14 protein-coding genes are annotated in these 16,200 nt (G+C 40.6%); 10 read left to right on the forward strand and 4 right to left on the reverse strand.

The window, feature by feature from the left end:
* The first annotated feature begins 17 nt into the window (after nucleotides 1–17).
* Both NMK93_RS00720 and NMK93_RS00725 read left to right on the forward strand, forming a co-directional pair.
* Nucleotides 18–1,364, forward strand: a complete 1,347-nt coding sequence (locus NMK93_RS00720) for a hypothetical protein (protein ID WP_254526661.1) — start codon at nucleotides 18–20, stop codon at nucleotides 1,362–1,364.
* Between the two features lie 78 nt (nucleotides 1,365–1,442).
* Nucleotides 1,443–2,840: a PepSY domain-containing protein gene (locus NMK93_RS00725; protein ID WP_254526660.1), complete on the forward strand. Its 1,398-nt coding sequence runs from the start codon at nucleotides 1,443–1,445 to the stop codon at nucleotides 2,838–2,840.
* A gap of 131 nt (nucleotides 2,841–2,971) precedes the next feature.
* On the opposite strand, the gene NMK93_RS00730 is transcribed toward NMK93_RS00725, so the two are convergent.
* Nucleotides 2,972–3,319, reverse strand: coding sequence for a phage holin family protein (locus NMK93_RS00730; RefSeq protein ID WP_093100141.1), 348 nt, complete (start codon nucleotides 3,317–3,319; stop codon nucleotides 2,972–2,974).
* A 152-nt stretch (nucleotides 3,320–3,471) separates the two neighbouring features.
* On the opposite strand from NMK93_RS00730, the gene NMK93_RS00735 reads away from it, so the two are divergent.
* Nucleotides 3,472–3,885: a DUF2147 domain-containing protein gene (locus tag NMK93_RS00735; protein WP_254526659.1), complete on the forward strand. Its 414-nt coding sequence runs from the start codon at nucleotides 3,472–3,474 to the stop codon at nucleotides 3,883–3,885.
* 177 nt (nucleotides 3,886–4,062) lie between these two features.
* Complete coding sequence (kbl, locus tag NMK93_RS00740; protein WP_254526658.1) at nucleotides 4,063–5,253, forward strand: glycine C-acetyltransferase; 1,191 nt, start codon at nucleotides 4,063–4,065, stop codon at nucleotides 5,251–5,253.
* A gap of 56 nt (nucleotides 5,254–5,309) precedes the next feature.
* Here the strand turns inward: kbl and NMK93_RS00745 are convergent, their stop codons facing one another.
* A complete protein-coding gene (locus NMK93_RS00745) occupies nucleotides 5,310–7,436 on the reverse strand; it encodes a M3 family metallopeptidase (protein WP_185215774.1) in 2,127 nt (708 codons plus the stop codon).
* A 160-nt stretch (nucleotides 7,437–7,596) separates the two neighbouring features.
* On the opposite strand from NMK93_RS00745, the gene NMK93_RS00750 reads away from it, so the two are divergent.
* The 6 genes from NMK93_RS00750 (at nucleotide 7,597) to NMK93_RS00775 (ending at nucleotide 13,892) form a co-directional block, all read left to right on the forward strand.
* The gene (locus NMK93_RS00750) at nucleotides 7,597–8,685 is read left to right on the forward strand and encodes a DUF4407 domain-containing protein (RefSeq protein WP_254526657.1); all 1,089 of its coding nucleotides are present in this window, start codon (nucleotides 7,597–7,599) and stop codon (nucleotides 8,683–8,685) included.
* A gap of 130 nt (nucleotides 8,686–8,815) precedes the next feature.
* A complete protein-coding gene (locus NMK93_RS00755; protein WP_254526656.1) occupies nucleotides 8,816–9,991 on the forward strand; it encodes a P1 family peptidase in 1,176 nt (391 codons plus the stop codon).
* Nucleotides 9,960–11,072, forward strand: a complete 1,113-nt coding sequence (locus tag NMK93_RS00760; protein WP_254526655.1) for a serine hydrolase — start codon at nucleotides 9,960–9,962, stop codon at nucleotides 11,070–11,072. The genes NMK93_RS00755 and NMK93_RS00760 overlap by 32 nt, the downstream gene beginning before the upstream one ends.
* Nucleotides 11,073–11,085: 13 nt before the next feature.
* Entirely contained in the window at nucleotides 11,086–11,838 is a 753-nt protein-coding gene (locus NMK93_RS00765; protein ID WP_185212898.1) for an aspartate/glutamate racemase family protein, read from the forward strand.
* 43 nt (nucleotides 11,839–11,881) lie between these two features.
* Nucleotides 11,882–12,391 (forward strand): ecotin family protein, encoded by a 510-nt coding sequence (locus tag NMK93_RS00770; protein WP_237219409.1) that lies wholly within the window; start codon nucleotides 11,882–11,884, stop codon nucleotides 12,389–12,391.
* Nucleotides 12,392–12,482: 91 nt separating this feature from the next.
* Complete coding sequence (locus NMK93_RS00775) at nucleotides 12,483–13,892, forward strand: aldehyde dehydrogenase family protein (RefSeq protein ID WP_254526654.1); 1,410 nt, start codon at nucleotides 12,483–12,485, stop codon at nucleotides 13,890–13,892.
* On the opposite strand, the gene NMK93_RS00780 is transcribed toward NMK93_RS00775, so the two are convergent.
* Together NMK93_RS00780 and typA are read right to left on the reverse strand one after the other, a co-directional pair.
* Complete coding sequence (locus NMK93_RS00780) at nucleotides 13,889–14,245, reverse strand: Rieske 2Fe-2S domain-containing protein (RefSeq protein WP_093100153.1); 357 nt, start codon at nucleotides 14,243–14,245, stop codon at nucleotides 13,889–13,891. The genes NMK93_RS00775 and NMK93_RS00780 overlap by 4 nt on opposite strands.
* A gap of 103 nt (nucleotides 14,246–14,348) precedes the next feature.
* The gene (gene typA / locus NMK93_RS00785) at nucleotides 14,349–16,154 is read right to left on the reverse strand and encodes a translational GTPase TypA (RefSeq protein ID WP_185212900.1); all 1,806 of its coding nucleotides are present in this window, start codon (nucleotides 16,152–16,154) and stop codon (nucleotides 14,349–14,351) included.
* Between the last annotated feature and the right edge of the window lie 46 nt (nucleotides 16,155–16,200).

Here is a 16,200-nt window from a genome sequence, read left to right on the forward strand (position 1 = left end):
TCTTAATAATTAATAACATGAAAACGAATCTATTAAAGTATGCAATACTTGCCACTGGTTTGATATTTAGCAGTTGTTCAAAAGACGGAGAAGGTCCGAAAGAAGTAACTGAAGACGATATACGTTGGATCACTGTTTCAGGTGCGTTGATGGATGAGGAGCCAGGTGATGGTAATGCCGGAACTATGGTATTCAGTATGAAGCCTGAGGAAGCAAAAAGTCCAGCATTTTCAGTCGATGTATTTGCGAATGGTCAGCACGTGAAATCTTCAAGAACAGCGCGTCTGCAAGCATCAGCTGATGGAAAGTATTTATATAATATCCAATATACAGGTGATGATGGCGGTAATTTCAACAAATTCAGGGTTCGTGGTGGAAAGAACTTTACCCCGGAAGGCCCTGAAGTAGAGACAGCTACATATGTAAGTACAGCTCCACGTTGGTTGAAAGCAGCAGAAGGGGTTGGTATTGCAGTTAGAGCAGCAGCAAATGATGCAGTTTATACAGGTCAAGCGCCAAACTTTGTATACCAAGAAAGAACAGCAAAAACGGATGTTATTTCATTGGATTTAAATGATCCCAAGATTACAAAAACCACCAAATTCGACTTGAAATTAACTGCTGAAGAAGTTGCAGCTGGTTATTATGTAAGCCGTATCGATGTTCCTGTAATCAATAAAGCTGGGAATAAAGTATTTATTGGAGCAGCAGTTTCAAAACACAATACTTCAAAATTCACCCTTGGAACTGATGGAAAACCTACTTGGGAAAATGATAGAAATGGTTTGAAAAGCTGGGCTAAAACTTTGGTGTTAGACTACCCTTCTTTAACAAATCCTAAAATCCTTACTTCTAACAAAACAAGAGGTAATACCAATGGATACCGTAGTACTCTTCAGTATGTAGGTACAGATGGTCATGTTTACCAAGCTACCTCAGGCGAAGCAGTAGGCGGTGGTGGTTCTAAGATCTTACGAATCGATGGTACAAGCAATGAATATGATGCTTCATACGCATTTAGTTTAGATCAGGCTTTAGGGGTTAAAGATTCATACATCGAAACATGGAAATATGTAGGTGATGGAATAGGATACGTTGTGTACAATGTAGCTGGTAAGGGTGGATATATTGCGTGGGTAGATCTAAAAAATAATACCGCTAGAAAATATAACATTCCAAACCAAGACGAATTGAATTTCCGTCAGATCCAAAATATTGCATTGGAAGGGGATGATGTATTTATAGCTATCGCACCAGTGGGTAAAGATGGAAACATCTATGTGTTCAACAGAAAATCTGGAGAGATGTCAGTAGGGGCAAAACTTGTGAATAAAACGGGTAACCAGTATATCGGAATTTATTAAGATATCAACAAAATATTATATCAGGTGTGCAGAATCTTGCTCACCTGATTTTTTCATTACAGTAGTATAAAGAGAAAAATGAGTAAAAGAGTACAAAAAAAATCAACATGGATGAAAGTAAGGAAACTTTTCAACGACATCCATTTGTGGGGAGGGTTGATATCGGGGATCGTGGTTTTTATCGTTTGTATCACCGGTACAATCTACACCTATAACACTGAAATCAGGGCATTGGCAATGCCTGAATTCAATAAAGTAAAAGTTGAAGGACAGAAGAAAAATGCAGATCAATTGTTGGCCGCTATTACGCCGGAAGTAAAAGGTAAAATAGTAGGTGTAAAAGTACCATATGCCGATAATGCTCCTACATTCTTCATGTACAATAAAAAAGAAAAGGACGGGGAAGGGAAGGAAAAAGAAGGAAAACCTGAAAATTCCAAAGGTCAAGAAGGACAAAAACCTGGGGACAGGACGGATGTAAAGGAAGGTGCAACAGCTGAAAAACCTCTAAGACCCGGAGAAGCAAAAGTTTGGGAAAGCAAAGGTCCGCAGAGAGCTGCCCCTGCTGGTCCTGGAGGGCCTGCTGGAGGTCGTGGTCCGAGAGCAAACCAGTTGGCCGTAAATCCTTATACAGGTCAGGTAATCGGTGATCCTTCGGATGTGAAAACCAAGACCGCAGAGTTTATGCAAAAGATGTTCGGTTTGCACCGTTGGTTATTGTTGAATGAAATTGAAGAGCCGATCATTGAAGGTGTTGAAAACAGAAAGCTTGGTTCTTGGATTACGGGAACAGCTACCTTATTGTTTTTGTTAGGCGTGATTACAGGTATCGTCATTTGGTTTCCTAATAAAATGAGAGCATGGAAAAACGGATTAAACATCCGTTGGTCGGCGAATTGGAAAAGGCTCAATCATGACCTTCACAATACACTGGGTTTCTACAGCTGTATCATTCTGTTCTTGATGGCCGTTACGGGCCCCTTTTGGTCATTTGATTGGTATCGTGCGGGCTGGCAAAAAACATGGGGAACCTATAAATCTCCAGATGCTCCAAAAGAAGAGAAAGCTCCTGTCCTATCTACATTACCTGCGGATGGAAAAAAACCGAAGAGCATTGAAGAGACCATTTTGGCCGTTAATAAAGTCCTGCCTTATGATGGCGATGTCACTATCAACTTTGCAAAAGATAGCGTAGGGACAGTTTCAATCAGTAAAAACAGAACAGGTTTCTTTGCTCCTTCAGCTGGAGATAAATTAACCTTGGACCAGTATAGTGGTGAAGTGCTGGAGAGAGATGTCTTCCGCGAGAAACCATTTAACCAGAGAGCTTCTGCTTCCATAAAGGCATTGCATATCGGGGATATCTATGGACCATTTACAAAAATGCTTTATTTTATTTCCTGTCTGATCGCAACCTCATTGCCGATAACAGGCGTGATGATCTGGATCAATAAAATGAAGAAAACAAAAAAGTAATAGTAACAATTTCTCTTTATATCAATTGGGTTTGGCTGGCATGGTCAAACCCATTTTTTGTTTAAAACAGAAATGCCCAGCCATTCAGCTGAGCAGTCCGTTTGTTTTAAAATTAGCGGTTTTTTTTTGAGTTATTTATTATCGCTGCCCATACGTCCGATCAACATTTCGATAATCGCAACGATGATGGCAAAAAAGAACGCAGGCCAAAACCCTGCTACATCAAATTTCGAACCCATGATTTTATCTGAAAGCATAATCATCAGAACTGTAATGATAAATGATACCAGACCAAATGTTAACCAATTCAATGGGAAAGTAAATAAACGTAGAATTCCACCTACAATCGCATTCACCAAGCCAATAACTAAACCCGTTAGGATAGCCCATCCAAAACCAGCAACAGTTACTCCAGGAATAATCCATGATGCGATTGCAACTACTAAACCTGTAACTAATAGACTAATAATGAACCTCATAACTTAAATAATTTGTGTAGTTAAAAATGGTTCAAAATTAATGCCAATAAAGCGGTTTATTGGACGGTATTTTTAGGGGTAACAAAAATAATATTATGCTAACATAGAAAAATATGTGTATATTCATCCAACAATTTTAAACATCAAAGGTTATGAGACAAATAGTTGCAACATTCTGCGCCCTATTATTCTCCATGGTATTATTCGCACAAAATAATGATCCAATTATTGGGAAATGGCAAAATCCAATTGGGGAGGGAAGAATCGAAATCTACAAGAAGAACGACAAGTTTTTTGGCAAGCTTTATTGGGTTAAAGATGCCTCAAAAAAAGATGTGAAAAATCCTGATCCCAAATTGAGGAGCAGGAATATCCAAGGCTTAGAAATCTTAACCGATTTCAGTAAAGAAAGTAAAACCTATGTAGATGGTCAGATCTATGACCCTAAATCAGGAAAAACCTATAGCTGTAAAATGACCCTAAAGGGTGATGACCAGCTAGATATCCGTGGCTACATCGGAATTAGCCTCATCGGGCGTACTGAAACCTGGAAGAGAGTTAAGTAATCAAGAAAAAGAACTCAAAAAGGATAATGCCCCCAATAGACCATCTATTCGGGGCATTTTTCTTCGAGAATGGAGCTATAGTTCTGGCTTTCATGGGATAATGAATTTAGGGCAAACGTTTTCGTAAGGGGGTGATATAAAAAAAGGTTATATTTATTGCGGATTAATTGAAATACTATGTATAAAACTCTAAAACCAGCCCTTGAAAAAGAACTTGCAGAAATTAAGGATGCAGGTTTGTACAAAGAAGAACGCATTATTGTAACTCCTCAAGGAGCAGATATCAAAATCAGTACAGGACAGGAAGTAATCAACTTCTGTGCGAATAACTACTTGGGACTGTCCTCACATCCAAAAGTTGTGGCGGCAGCAAAAGCGGCAATCGATAGTCATGGCTATGGAATGTCTTCGGTACGTTTTATTTGTGGTACTCAAGATGTCCACAAAGAATTAGAAGCTAAGATTTCAAAGTTCTTAGGAACTGAGGACACCATTTTATATGCAGCAGCATTTGATGCAAATGGAGGTGTATTCGAGCCCTTGTTAGGTCCTGAAGATGCAATCATCTCTGATGAGTTGAACCATGCTTCCATCATTGATGGAGTTCGCCTGTGTAAAGCGCAAAGATTCCGATACAAAAACTGTGATATGGAAGATCTAGAAGCACAATTAAAGGCTGCTTCTGGCGCAAGACATAAAATTATCGTAACGGATGGTGCTTTCTCCATGGATGGATCCGTAGCGCCATTGGATAAGATCTGTGACCTAGCCGATAAGTATGAAGCTTTAGTTATGATCGATGAATCACATTGTTCTGGTTTTATCGGAAAAACAGGCCGCGGAACCCACGAATTGTTCAATGTAATCGACCGTGTAGATATTATCACCGGAACTTTAGGGAAAGCTTTAGGAGGTGCATCTGGAGGATTCACTTCTGGTCGCAAGGAAATTGTCGATATGCTTCGCCAGCGTTCTCGCCCATACCTTTTCTCCAACACTTTGGCACCTGCTATCGCCGGCGCATCTGTTGCTGTCTTGGATATGTTGAGCGAAACAACTGAACTCCGTGATAAGCTAGAAGATAACACCAAATACTTCCGTGAGAAAATGACCGAAGCTGGATTTGATATCAAACCAGGCTTCCATCCTATCGTCCCAGTAATGCTTTATGATGCTAAATTAGCGCAAGAGTTTGCTTCCAAGATGTTGGATGAAGGAATTTATGTTATTGGATTCTATTATCCGGTAGTGCCTCAAGGAAAAGCACGTATCCGTGTGCAGATTTCAGCAGGACACGAAAAAGCACATTTAGACAAAGCTATTGCAGCCTTTACAAAAGTAGGTAAGGAATTGGGCGTGATTAAGTAATTCACGCCTGATACAACATAAAAAAAGCGCCTGGGTTATCCCAGGCGCTTTTTTTATTAGTTCAATCCTCTCTTTTTCATCAGGTGGATTGGGTCCGGATCCGCACCGCGGAATTTGCGGTACATCTCAGCAGGATTTCCTGTGCCACCTCTTTCAAGGATGTTGCTACGGAAGGAAGCTGCTGTATTCTGATCATAAAGACCTTTCTCTTTAAATGCAGCGAATGCATCTGAATCTAATACCTCAGACCAGATATAGCTATAATAACCTGCAGAATAACCACCACTGAAGATGTGTTGGAAATAAGTACTTCTATAACGAGGGATAATAGCATCGATCAATCCAATTTTATCCATTGCCGATTTTTCAAACTCATCTGCTTTGGCTTTGATTGGAGCAGTAGCGCTATGGTAGTTCATATCCAACATAGATGCTGCTAAATATTCAATGGTCGCAAATCCTTGGTCGAAGGTCCCAGCCTTTTGCATTTTTTCGATCAATGCATCAGGGATAGCTTCTTTAGTTTGGAAATGCTTCGCGTATGTTTTCAATACTTCAGGATCAGCAGCCCAATTTTCCATGATCTGCGAAGGAAGTTCAACGAAATCACGAGGAACTGAAGTACCTGCTAAGCTTCTGTATTTTACGTTTGAGAACAAACCATGTAGGGCGTGGCCAAATTCATGGAATAAAGTTGTTGCTTCATCAAATGTCAACAATGCAGGGCTATCACCAACGGGTTTTGTAAAGTTACATACGATAGAGATCACAGGAGCAAGACGTTTTCCGTTCTCACGAGCTTGAGATCTGTAAGATGTCATCCATGCGCCAGAACGTTTTGAAGCACGAGGGAAGAAATCAGCATATAACAAACCTAAATGAGAACCATCCTTATCACGAACCTCATAAACCTCAACCTCTGGGTGGTAAACTGGTACATTGTTCAGAGCGACAAAAGAAATCCCCCACAATTTGTTCGCAGTAGCAAAAGCACCTTCGCGAACGTCGGTTAAACTGAAATAAGGTTTAATTTCCTCCTCATTCAGAGCATAACGTTTTTGACGGATTTTCTCTTGGTAATATCTCCAGTCGTATGGAGCCACTTTGAATGTATCTTTGGCAGCTTCGATTTCTTTTTGAATATCCGCAGCTTCAGTTTTAGCTTTTGCTAAAGCTGGAGTCCAGATTTTGTTCAACAGGGCATTCACGTTAGCAGGATTTTCTGCCATAGACTCCTCAAGCACATAAGCAGCATGAGAAGAATAACCCAATAATTTTGCTTTATCTAGGCGTAGGTTGGCAATCTTGATCAAGATTTCTTTTGTGTCAGCATCATTGCCATTATTACCGCGCAATTGGTAAGCATCCCAAATCTTTTTGCGCAATTCACGGTTATCCGCATATTGCAAGAATGGCATTACAGAAGGGTTCTGTAATGTAAATAACCATTTGCCATCCTTTCCTTTAGCTTTTGCCTCTGCAGCTGCCGCGGCCTTCAATTCTTTTGGTAATCCGGCTAAATCTTCCTCTTTGTCAACAACCATTTCAAAGGCATTGGTTTCAGCCAATAGGTTCTGACCATATTGAGTCGATAAAACAGAAAGTTCAGCATTGATTTTCTTTAATTTCTCTTTATCCTCATCTTTCAGGTTTGCTCCCGAACGAACAAATCCTTTGTATGTTTCTTCTAATAATTTTTGATCTTCTGCATCTAAACCAGCATTTGCTCTTTGGTCATAAACGGTTTTCACGCGTTTGAAAAGCTCTGGGTTCAAATTGATCTCATCCCTATGCGCCGACATTACCGGGGCAAGGTCCTTTGCAATGGCTTGAATCGTGTCGTTTGTGTTAGCACTGTTTAAGTTGTAAAACACTGTCGACACACGGTTCAATAGTTGTCCTGCATTCTCTAATGCAAGGATGGTATTGGCGAAAGTAGCAGGTTCATCGATCTTCAAAATAGAATCAATTTCTGCCTCATGTACTTTCAAAGCCTCTTTAAAAGCAGGTCTGAAGTGTTCATCTTTGATCAGGTCAAAAGGAGGGACTTCAAAGTTAGTTTCGTACTTGGCTAATAATGGATTTTTCAAATCTACAGCTTCCTCTTTTTTAGTTTCGTTGTTACACCCTACTAACAAGCTGGCTATCACCATGCAGTAAGGTAAAAAAACTTTTTTATTCATTCTCTTCTAGTTTGTTTCAAATTTTGTGCAAAGGTACTAATTCTTTACTTAAGTATCCCATTCTTTGTAGCCAACAAACTACTAAGAATTTCTAAAATATTTGTTTAATTAGCTGTAACAAAAGTGAGTCGTTTGCGTCTAATTACTAAAGCTTTAACTTATGAAGGATTTCTTTTTCTGGTGTGCTGGGGTACATAAGGAAACCTTGGACCGCTTCCCTGAGGAGCAGAATAAATATATAAGCATTGGTGCAACGATATTTTTCACTGGACTGTTTGCAGCGTTGGCAGGTGGCTATGCCCTGTATTTCGTGTTTAGCGGTAGTTCATTTGCCATCTTTTTCGCCCTGCTTTTCGGTATGATCTGGGGTCTGGCCATCTTTAATCTGGACAGGTATATCGTATTGAGTATAGACAAGAGCCGCAGTGGCTGGATGCAATTATTGCAGGCCCTTCCCCGTATCTTGTTGGCCATCCTGATCGGTATGATCATTTCCAGGCCTCTGGAACTGAAAATCTTTGATAAAGAAATCAAAGAACACCTACGGGCGGAATATCTGGTTCAACAGAACGCCAAAATTGACACCCTAAACAAGACTTTCGAAAATAAATACCGTGTTGAATATGCTCAGCTCAAGAATCTGACCACACATGCCGATTCACTTGAAGCGAGTATCAAGACCTCTAGACAGCAATTGAACCATGAAATCTTCGGAACCAAAACCGATGAGACTTCAGGGGTGATGGGCTATGGTCCTTATGCAAAAATGAAGGAGGAAAACCTCAATAAACAACAGGCTTATCTAGATAGTTTGCGAGGTCGATTGCAGACCAAAGAGTCGGAGTTGTTACAACGAAAAGCCTCGGAAGGTCTGATGAGCCAACGGATTCTGTCGGATAAATCCCTGGATAGTGCTGTAAATGTCGCTGGTTTTGCTGACCGAAATGCCGCCTTGAGCAATCTTCACAAAAAACCGGACGGAACAGTGAATAAATCCACTGAAAATGCGGTAATTTTTATTGCTTTGCTATTTATCTTCTTCGAATGTTTGCCAGTTTTCGTCAAATTGATGAGTGGTCGTGATGCTTATGACAATGCCCTAAAAAATCAAAAAGAGGTGCATAATTATGAATCCAATACAGGAGTAACCGTGGAGAAAACCGCTATCGATAAAATAGACGATTATCGAATCGACGCTTCCATCAAGCGTAGAATGGACAAACTCCAGAAAGAATTTGTCGAAGATTAAACCGCCTATCTAAAGATTTCAGTATACTTGCCATTCAATTAAAACTTTCATAATTGTATCCAAAAAAGGGATTATGAAAGTTCTGATTGGTCTATGAAGCATAAACCATCAATAAAAACCAACAATTGATATGAGCAAGAGAAATATGCTATTAACGCTTGCGTTAATGACCATTTTTAACCTAGGACAAGCACAAGAAAAAAGAGGTAGGATCAGGGACTTCGGCATTCAGATCGGTATTCTTCAAACAGGAACAAACAATGCCATTACCGATGTCGCTGGTGTAACCGTAGGTCAGAAAACTATCATTAAAGGTGATTCCGTACGCACCGGAGTGACCGCGATCATTCCACATCAGGGAAATATCTTTCAGCAAAAAGTTCCAGCAGCTGTGTTTGTAGGAAATGGCTTTGGAAAAATGATGGGGATATCCCAGATTGAAGAACTCGGAAATATCGAAACGCCAATTTTATTGACCAATACCCTGAATGCACCTAAAGTTGCCAATGGCCTTATCGATTATATGCTTTCCTTACCTGGAAATGAAAACGTAAGATCGGTTAACTCCGTTGTAGGAGAGACCAATGATGGTGGATTGAATGATATCCGTGGCCGACATGTGGAAGCCGCAGATGTATTAGAAGCCATAAAAAGTGCTAGTACAGGAAGAGTATCAGAAGGGAATGTGGGGGCAGGAACTGGAACGGAATGCTTAGGCTATAAAGGTGGGATTGGAACCGCATCAAGGAAGCTCCCAGCTTCTCGGGGAGGGTATACTGTTGGGGTGTTGGTACAGACGAATTTCGGTGGAGTCCTGAGCATCCATGGTGCTCCCGTCGGACGTGAGCTCCACAACTATTACATGCAAGAACCCAAAGAAGCCCATAAAGTGGATGGATCATGTATGATCGTTATTGCAACGGACGCTCCACTTTCTGCTAGAAATCTGGAGAGATTAGCCAAACGTTCCTATATTGCATTCGGAAATGTTGGTTCATTCTCTTCCAATGGAAGTGGTGATTATTCCATCGCTTTCTCCACGAGCCCTACAAACTTAATTCCTCACGAAAGCAAAAACATAGCCTTAGAAACAACCGAAGTAGGCAACGATTATATGTCTCCGTTGTTTATGGCAGTTTGGGAAGCAACTGAAGAAGCAATCTTAAACTCCATGTTTATGGCTGAGGATATGAAGGGAATTAGAGGCCGGACCGTAAAGGCAATCCCAATCAAGGAAACACTAAATATTTTGAAAAAGTACAAGGCGCTAGACTATGATAAACTTCCTAAAGCTGTTCAGAAATAAGACGAAGTTAGTCACTTTATGCGCTGCTTTTATTTCAATAGGTTTTAGCAGTTCGGCTCAGGATAAATCCCTAACGCTGGATCAGGTCGCTAAGCAACATCATATTCCAGCTATACAGCTCAATTATCAAAAAAATGGAAAAAACCATCTCTATCAGTATGGCATAAAGAATCTGGATAGTAATTACCTAATTGATCAAAATACAGTCTTTCAGGCTGCATCCCTGACCAAGGTCGTAGCGACCTATACTTTTTTGAGGTTGAAGGACAAAGGCTTGATCGAACTGGATAAACCTCTTTGGAGCTATTACCAATATGATCGCCTAAAAAATAACCCAAACAGAGATAAGATCACGGCAAGAATGGTGTTGACCCACCGTACCGGCTTCCTAAATTGGGAAGGAGATGTTCCTTCGGATGCATGGAGAAAGTCTCCCCTAACCTCCCAATTCGAGCCAGGAACTGATTATATGTATTCTGGTGAAGGATTTTATTTCCTGCAGGAGACCATGGAGCACATCTCGGGAAAAACCTTTCAAAAATTGGTCGAAGAGGAAGTTCTGATTCCCATGAAAATGAAAAACTCGGCGATTGTATGGAAAGATGAGCTGGAGGCCAATGCCGCCTATGGACATTACGAAGATAATAAGCCGAGGAAGCTAGGGAAATATAGAAAGAGCAATGCTGCATATACCCTATATACCACGGCTGAAGATTATAGCAATTTCATCAAGAAATATATCTTTGATGGTTTTGGTCTGAAGAAAAAGACCCATCAATTAGCTTTGAGCCATCTGGCAGATGCTAAGAAAGCCCAGGAAATCAGCCCGGATGATAAATATGTTCCCTGTGCCTTAGGTATGCGGATGCAGATCAATGAATTAGGAACTGCTTATTGGCATACCGGATCAAATCCAGGCTTTCGCTGTTTCTTTTTGGCCTATCCCAAAAGCAAGGAAATACTGGTTGCTTTTACCAATACTGATAATGGATTTGTAGCGATTCCCGATATATTGGCGTTATTTTTGAACAATAATCAGACATTCTGGATGTATAAATGGCGCCAGGGTGAGTTAGACTAAAAAGGATAAGATTATGATTGGAATTGTTGGAGGTGTCGGTCCATTGGCTGGTGTCGATATCTTAAAAAAAATAATAGAAGAGACCAATGCAAGAAGAGATCAAGATCACTTACCGGTATTATTATCTTCGCAATCGCATAGAATACCTGATAGAACTGACTATCTTATAGGTAAAGAACCTATTAATCCAGGCCTTGCGATTTCTGAAATAGCTTTAGAACTGGAAAGAGCAGGGGCTACCGTTGTAGGGATACCTTGCAATACGGCCCATTCTCCTCGGATTTTTGAGGTGATCCAAGAGGAATTGGCCAAGCACAATTCTAAAATCCAACTTCTGCATATGGTGGCTGAAACAGCCAAGTTCATTCAGGAAAAATTTCCTGGATCAACGGTCGGTGTGCTTTCCACAATCGGAACCCGCAACACCGGTCTATATAAACAGGTTATTGAGAGCTATAATCTGACCTGTATCGAGCCAAACGATGTGCTTCAGAATAAAGTCCATTCGGCCATTTATGATGAAACCTATGGGATCAAGGCTTTTTCCTCGCCGGTTACCAATCGGGCGCATGATCAGTTGGTCGCGGCCATCCATGAGTTGAAGGGGCAAGGTGCTCAAGTGATTATCTTGGGATGTACAGAATTGCCTTTGGCCTTGCGTGAAAAAACTTATTATGGTTTGCCTGTCATTGATCCGAACCGCATCTTAGCAAGGTCGTTGATCCATGCAATAAATCCTACGAAATTGAACCCTGTAGCGGATTAGGACTAGCTTACGTATTATGTAGACATAATAAAATTTGAAAAACATGAAACAAAGTAAAGTACCAGCTCTTTTGATTTTAATGCTAGGCTTATTCTTAATGCCAAATGCATCTAATGCCCAAGAAATGTTAGTGAAAGTAAATACCGATATTTTCCCAGCTCCTGAAAAAGGCTTTAAAAGAATGGTCATTGAAGTACCTTACTCTGAAGCGGACAACAATAAAAAGATTGAATTCAGTGTAGGTAAGATGATGGAAGTTGACGGTTGTAACCATTTTGGATTAAATGGCACGATCGAAACTAAAGATTTGGAAGGTTGGGGATACAATTACTATGTATTCAAAACCAACGGAGATGTAATTTCTACCCAAATGGCATGTCCTGGTGCACCTGCAAGAAATCTTTTCGTATCGGCGCAGCCTACTCTGGTACAATACAATGGTAAAATGCCGATCGTAGTCTATGTTCCTGAAGAATATGATGTACGATTCAAGATCTATACAAGTACAGACGAGGTTTACCGTGCGATGGAAGACAAACCTAGCAAAAAGTAATCCCTCGATTCAATAAAAGACTTAAAAACCCAGACATGAATATGACCTGGGTTTTTGTTTTATTGCTTATTTTTATTCTTCAGGCAATAATATGGCAAATAATACCCTTTCAGAAATAGACAAAATCTACCAGTCCCAACTTAAAAACAAATCGGCTATAAAACATAGTACCGCTTATAAAAGAATAGGTTGGATCAAGAAATTATTAGATACCATCAATAGGGAAGAAAAGGCCATTGAGCAGGCTCTATACCAAGATTTTCATAAATCTGGAATTGAAACGGCCATTACTGAGATTTTGGTGGTACAGCTGGAGCTGAAACATATCGCCAAGAAACTACGTGGCTGGATGAAGGACAAGAAGGTTCGTCGTTCATTGGTGATGCCCAATGTCAGCGCCTATTTGCATTATGAGCCCAAAGGAAACGCATTGATCATCACGCCATGGAATTACCCCTTTCAGCTCCCGTTAGTCCATCTGGCGGCCTGTATTGCCGCAGGTAACACAGCTATACTAAAGCTCTCTGAATTTTCTCCGAATAGCAACCAAGTCCTTAAAAAAATAATAGCCGAAGTCTTTCCAACTGATCATATTGCAGTCATTGAAGGAGCTGTTGAGGAAACGACCCATCTCCTGAACCTAAAGTTCGATCATATCCATTTTACAGGTTCGTCCAAAGTGGGAAAGATCGTTATGGAAGCTGCAAGTAAGCACCTCACGGATATTACCTTGGAACTTGGTGGCAAGTCTCCAGCGGTAATCGATAAGAATGTGAATCTGAGGCAGGTCGTTAAAAACCTGATCTGGGCCAAGTTTATCAATGCAGGGCAGACCTGTATTGCTCCAGATTACATCCTTGCCCATAGGCATCAGAAACAGCAGCTTGAAGAGGTTTTTAAGATCGAAATCGAAGAAGCTTTCGGTAAGGATGCGTTTAATTCACCGGATTATGCCCGAATAATTAACGAAAAACAGTTTGAAAGGCTTAACCAAGCTCTAGACTCAGCAAAACAATTAGGAGCTAATATCATTGCTGGAGGCAAGACCGATGGAAGGACCAAGTACATTGCACCAACGGTAATCACCAATGTGGCCGCCAATAATCCGCTCATGACGGATGAGATCTTTGGCCCCATTCTGCCCATCGTATATTATGCACAGATTCAAGAAGCCATTGACTTTATCAATGCTAAGGAAAAGCCATTAGCATTGTACGTGTTCAGCAAAGATTCAAATTTCAATAAACATATTATCCGGAATAGCAGTGCTGGATCAACCTGCATAAATGATGCGGTCATACAGATCATGCAACCTAACCTTCCTTTTGGAGGAGTAAACAATTCTGGTTTGGGACAATCCACGGGTTGGTATGGCTTTAAAGCGTTCTCACATGAAAGAGCCGTTGCCGATGTCAAGATCATCCCGCTGTCTTCTATGTTCTGGTATCCTTACACGGAAAAGACCAGTAGGATGTTGCAATGGATTAGGCGTTTATTCTAGCCAAATATCTTGTTCCAAAGGCTCTTCTTGATGCCTACATAAAAATCCCCGTCTTCCTTTTTCAAAGGATAGATCCGGATAAAGTTATGTTGAGGTTCATCTCCTTTGCCAGACTCCAGATTGAATCGATGCCGGTGAAAGGGACAGACCAATTTACCTTCTTCGCACCATCCTTTTGTCAGATCTGCTCCTGCATGCGGACAGCGACTTGAGGTAACCGATAGGACATCTCCCTCTTTGATCAAACAGAGCTTTTTACCAGCCACATGCAAAGCCTTGACATAATTACGGCTCTCATCAATTTTCACAGGCACTTTATGCCATTCTAAATCATCATCTTCAAAATTCTCCATCAGCTGCAAGATTTAATAATTTATAGCAAGTTAAGAAATGACATCAACAAAAAAGAGGCAAACCCTTGGGTATGCCTCTTATATTTTCAGCTAAAGTTTAATTCTAAACGAATTTCTTAGCATTTACTTTACGTTCGTTTTCAGTAAGGTAGATCTTACGCAAGCGGATACTTTGAGGAGTAACCTCGATGTATTCGTCAGCTTGGATATATTCCATACATTCTTCCAAAGAGAATTTAATTGCTGGAGCAATACGTGTATTATCATCAGAACCAGATGCACGCATGTTTGTCAATTGCTTTCCTTTAGTCACGTTGATTGTTAAATCGTTGTCACGGATATGCTCTCCCAAAACCTGTCCTTCATAGATCTCAACACCTGGATCAACGAAGAAACGACCACGGTCTTGTAATTTATCGATTGAATAAGCCGTTGTAGAACCTGTATCTAATGAGATCAATACACCAGCCATACGACCTGGAATTGTTCCTTTCCAAGGTTCGTATCCTTTCAGACGGTGCGCCATTACAGCCTCACCAGCAGTAGCTGTCAATACGTTGTTACGTAATCCAATGATACCACGAGAAGGGATAGAGAATTCAAGGTGTTGCATTTCGCCTTTTGTTTCCATGATCAACAACTCACCTTTACGTTGAGTTACCAATTCGATCACTTTACCAGAAACTTCAGCAGGTACATCTACTACCAACTCTTCGATTGGCTCATGTTTCTGACCGTTTATTTCTTTAACGATTACCTGCGGTTGTCCTACTTGTAATTCATAACCTTCACGACGCATTGTTTCGATCAATACTGACAAGTGAAGAATACCACGACCGTATACTAACCATGCATCTGGAGAATCTGTAGGAACAACGCGTAATGCTAAGTTCTTTTCTAATTCTTTTTGAAGACGGTCATAGATGTGACGTGATGTTACGAATTTACCTTCTTTACCAAAGAAAGGCGAGTTATTGATGGTAAACAACATGTTCATTGTTGGCTCATCAATGTGCATTACTTCTAATTGCTCTGGGTTTTCGAAGTCTGCAATGGTGTCACCGATTTCAAAACCATCGATACCTACTACAGCCACGATATCACCTGCATGAACTTCTGAAACTTTAACACGACCAAGGCCTTCAAACAATTGAAGTTCTTTCACACGAGATTTTACAATCTTGCCATCACGTTTTACCAATGATACCGGTTGGTTTTCTTTGATTGTTCCTCTTACCACACGGCCGATCGCGATACGACCAACGAATGTAGAGTAGTCCAATGAAGTTACTTGCATCTGCAATGTACCTTCAGATATTTTAGGAGCAGGAATATGTGCAATGATTGCTTCCAACAATTCCGTGAAGTCAGTCGTTGGTTTAGTCCAGTCAGTTGACATCCAGCCTTGTTTTGAAGAACCGTATAATACAGGGAAATCCAATTGATCTTCAGTAGCACCTAAGCTAAAGAACAAATCAAATACATTTTCGTAAACCTCTTCTGGACGACAGTTCTCTTTGTCTACTTTGTTTACCACAACAATAGGTTTGATACCTAATGCTAAAGCTTTTCCGGTAACAAATCTTGTTTGAGGCATCGGACCTTCAAAAGCATCCACCAATAGAACAACACCGTCAGCCATTTTCAATACACGCTCAACCTCACCACCGAAATCGGCGTGACCTGGAGTATCAATAATGTTGATCTTGGTGTCTTTGTATTTAACAGATACGTTTTTAGACACGATGGTAATACCACGCTCACGCTCCAAGTCGTTGTTATCCAGGATTAATTCCCCTGAATTTTCATTGTCCCTGAATTGATTGGTGAAGTGTAAGATCTTGTCAACTAGGGTAGTTTTACCGTGGTCAACGTGCGCGATGATCGCTATGTTTCTGATATTCTGCATTGAGCAATAATGTGTTATTAAAAATAAGAGGTGCAAAGATATACAT

This window comes from Sphingobacterium sp. LZ7M1, assembly GCF_024296865.1.
Classification (GTDB): domain Bacteria; phylum Bacteroidota; class Bacteroidia; order Sphingobacteriales; family Sphingobacteriaceae; genus Sphingobacterium.